Below are 3,976 nucleotides of genomic sequence, written 5' to 3'. Positions count from 1 at the left end.
CCCCAGGCGTAACGCAGCATGTCCTCCTCATCGAAGTCATCGGGGATCTCGAAGCGTTCGGTAGTGAGATACGCTTCGAGGATGCGATCCAGCCGGTAGGTGACAATATCCTGGAAGACATCACTGGGACCGATGACGTACACGCTGTCGCTCCAGGGAGAGGGTTCGATGAGATAGGGGCTGATGCGATCCCTGTAAGGCTTGCGGGTGGATAGGCCCTGGTAGCGGATGCGCAGGCGAAGTTTGTCTACCCAGGCATGGGCGACGTTCTCAAAGACCTTTTCCCGTTCGGGATCGATCTGAGCGGTGAGGATCTTTTCCGCAGACTTCACCAGTCGCTCTGTCATGGGCTGGTGGAGGGAGTAGGAGAGCTTTTCCAGGGCGTTGGCCATGGGCATCTGTCCACTGCGAGTCTGTTGCGAGGCCCGTCGCGTGGCCAGGTAGAGGCTCAACGCCTCACGAACATCTAGGCGGATATGGGACAGGTATCGGCGACGGTCAATGCGGTACTTGCCGGGCGATTCCTCAATGAACGGAATCTCCGTCTCCAACTCCCGGCGATCTCGGTAAATCACGGTGCGATCAACGCCCATGCGTTGGGCCATTTCGATGTCGCTGAACGCCCGCTGGTAGTACAGGCGTTCCATTTCCTGCAAGCGTTTGGCTCTGCTCATGCCTCTGCTCATTGACGTAGCGCTCCGCAAAAGAGTTGAGCGAATTTGATGGAGAGAACACCAGACATTGTATTTGAGACCAAGTTTAGCATAACATGGTCTGTAGTGAAATCCCGCAACAGATGGGCCTTATTTCCCCGAGAAGGGCCAAAGTCTGCCCCGATCGTCTTCATAGAGCAGGTACCCTGCTTCCTCCAAGCTGGGCAGTCGCCGGGCGATCGTGGACCGAGAGACACCTAGCAAGCGGGCTAGCTCCGCTGATTTGATCCCGGGGCGTTGGCAGATCATTTCATACATCTCTTCGAACTCCGTTTGTTTCCTGGACCAGAAAGTCATCTTGAAACCTCCATGGTGAAGTAGGTTTCCTCAATCATGGAGGTTCGATGTTGCAAGTATTGCCACAAATCCCAACAAAAAAACGGAGGAGATGGATATTCGATTGCTCCGTCGCGTTCGTAGGCAACAGGGTATGATTCCGTCCATACGTTCCGGGTGGATTCCTGTAAACTATGTGGTATGCACAAGGGATTCAGACGATTAGAGGTGAGGGTTAGGGGACGGAGTGTCGTGGGCGGAGGGGGGCCGGGAACCCCTGAGCCCGCTCTCACGTCTTGTCGGTGAAATTACAGGGCGATGGCCCTGATCTGATTGCGGGGATCGACGATGCGACGTATTCTGTTCCTCACGCTGTGGTTGGGCGCTTTTCTCTTCGCTGCGATCTCGCCGCTTGGTCACCTCCGGGCGATCGCGGCGGGGGAGATTTCGCTGTCCGTCCAGCCGTATTTCGGCGGCTACTACAAGTACGGCGAATGGCTGCCGCTTCGCGTCCTCGTGAGCAATGCCGGGGGGGATGTGGAGGCGGAGGTCCGGGCGGTCATCGGCAGCGAGGGGGTCAACACCACTTACGCCGTGCCGGTGTCTCTGCCCGCCGGCGCACGCAAGGAGATCACGCTGTACACGCTGCTACCGTCCTTCGCCCGCAGTGTCACCGTGGACCTGGTGGTGGATGGCGAGGAGGTCGCCCGCGATCGGGTGGTGGTGAGCGGCCTGCGGAATATCACCTACATCGCGGGGGTGATCGCGCCGGACGCGGAGCCGTACGGCCTGCTGAAGGGCGTCGACTTGGGGGCGGTCAATCGGCAGGTGGTGGTCGTGCCGATCTCGTTGCGGGATCTGCCGGAGCGGGCCGAGCCGCTTCGGACGTTCGACATGTTGGTGATCGCCGACACCGATACGTCGCAGCTGTCACTCGCGCAGGCCGAGGCGCTGACGACGTGGGTGAGCGGCGGTGGACGACTGGTCCTGGCGGGCGGGCCGGGGGCTGAGCGTACCCTGGCCGGGCTGCCCGATGTGCTCCGCCCGACCATAGCGGCTCGCGCCGTTCTGGATGGCACGCGGGCGTTGGCCGAGTTCGCCCGGACCGAGACGGCGTGGATCTCCGGCGAGTTCGTGGCCGCGATCCCTGCCCCCTCCTGCGGACGGGCGTTGGTGCAGCAGGACGGCCAGGCGCTCATCTGCGAGAGGCGCTTGGGGGAGGGGTGGGTAACCTATCTGGCGTTCGACCCGGCGATGCATCCCTTCAACGCATGGGCGGGGATGCGGACCGTCTGGTCCGTGTTGCTCTCGCCTGGCGCGGCCTATCCGGAGAACAGGCCGCCGGATATCTCGGAGACGCAGATGCTCGCTCAGCGGTTGGCCTACACCCTGACCAACCTGCCCTCCCTGGACCTCCCGTCGGTGCGTTGGCTGGCCGTCCTCCTGGGCATCTACATTATCCTCGTGGGACCGTTCAACTATCTCCTGTTGCGACGCGCTCGCCGCCTGGACTGGGCCTGGCTGACGATCCCCGGGCTGACGCTCGTCTTCGCCGGGATCACCTTTGGCCTGGGCTATCGTCTGCGTGGCGGCGAGCTCGTGGTGAATCAGATCTCGATCGTGAAGAGGGTCGGCCCGGAGGCCTCGGCCTCGGTGCGTAGCTATGTGGGGATCTTCTCTCCGACGCGCCGGGCGTATGATATCCTGGTGGCGGGGGATGTTCTGGCATCCCCCCTGGCCGGGGAACCAACCCGATGGGGAGGGCCCGGGATGGGACCTTTCGGCGCGACGAGCATGACTTTCGTCCAGGGGGATCCGACGATCGTGCGGGGGCTGCAGATCAATCAGTGGGCCATGCAGGGGTTCCAGGTAGAGCGATATGATCCCCCGGATCATTGGGGGCTGAGGGCAGACGTCTCCTATGAGGAGGGGCGTCTCTCCGGGGTGGTGTACAACGACACGCCCTACGATCTGACGGACCTGGTCGTGGTGATCGGACGCCGCTTTGCCCGGCTGGGCGATGTGCCCGCCGGAGAGCAGATGCGCGTGGACGCGGAGCTGAAGGGAAGCGATTTCGGTCCGGGGCTCCCCTATGCGCTCTTCGAGGATGCGTTCCGCAACCCTGGCCCCGGCGGGGTGCCGCGCGAGGCGATGTGGAAGCAGAACATCCTGGGGGCCGTGTTCGATGGAATGGGGCGTGGGGCGACCCTTTCAGCGGGGGTGTTGGTGCTCGGCTGGTCGCGGGAGAGCCCCGTCGACGTGTCCGTGGCGGACGTCCAGGCCACCCGGGTGGGGACGACCCTGGTGTTGAGTTCTGTCCCCCTGAACCTGGAGGCGAAGGAGGTCTGGCTGCCGCCCGGCGTGATCCAGCCCCGCCTGGTCAAGACGCAGGGTCCGGCCGGGGAATGCGGCCCGAACGGTCAGGTTTTCCTGAATCCGGGGAGCGAGGCGGTCCTGGAATATCAGGTGCCACTGGAGTTGATGGACGCCCGGATCACCGAGCTGACCCTCTCCATCTGGGCGCCTGATCCCATGACGGGCAGGCCCTCTTCCGCTCTTTATGATTGGGGGGAGGGTGCCTGGATAGAGTTGGAGGGAGGACAGGCGAGGGAGATCTCGGTCCTGGATCCGAAGCGTTTCATCGGCCCTCGGAGCGGCGTTGTCCGGCTGCGATTGCGCAGCGAAGGGGATGGGGGCGGATGCTGGCTTTACGATCTGGGCCTGAAGGCCGTGCGTGAGCCGTGATCGACAACCGGGATCACGGTTTCATCTCATGGGAGATCACCTGCGGGTAGCAAAAAGCAGGGGCGATTCAGGAATTGCCCTATTCGCATCAACTTAACAGCATGGGCGAGGCCCCCGTCTGTTGCTTTTTCCCTCCACGGGCGGTCGCACCTGAAAGGGGAGGTGCGGAGGGGAAGCCCCTCCGCAGAAAAACTCTTTTTCCCGCCTTTTACCTGCCTGGTTGGGGCTTTGGCCGGTGGCCT

The 3,976-nt window shown here is 62.7% G+C and carries 3 protein-coding genes; 1 reads left to right on the top strand and 2 read right to left on the bottom strand.

Annotated elements, in window-relative coordinates; translation table 11 throughout:
- The coding region (locus tag GXP39_18005; GenBank protein ID NOZ29927.1) for a WYL domain-containing protein at positions 1-674 on the bottom strand (674 nt) is incomplete at its 3' end.
- Between the two features lie 129 nt (positions 675-803).
- Entirely contained in the window at positions 804-1,010 is a 207-nt protein-coding gene (locus GXP39_18000; GenBank protein ID NOZ29926.1) for a winged helix-turn-helix domain-containing protein, read from the bottom strand.
- Between the two features lie 327 nt (positions 1,011-1,337).
- Between GXP39_18000 and GXP39_17995 the strand changes: the two genes are divergently transcribed.
- Positions 1,338-3,734 (top strand): hypothetical protein, encoded by a 2,397-nt coding sequence (locus GXP39_17995; protein NOZ29925.1) that lies wholly within the window; start codon positions 1,338-1,340, stop codon positions 3,732-3,734.
- Positions 3,735-3,976 lie beyond the last annotated feature (242 nt).

Source organism: Chloroflexota bacterium, assembly GCA_013152435.1.
Classification (GTDB): domain Bacteria; phylum Chloroflexota; class Anaerolineae; order DUEN01; family DUEN01; genus DUEN01.
This window is presented reverse-complemented; position numbering and strand designations above follow the sequence as displayed.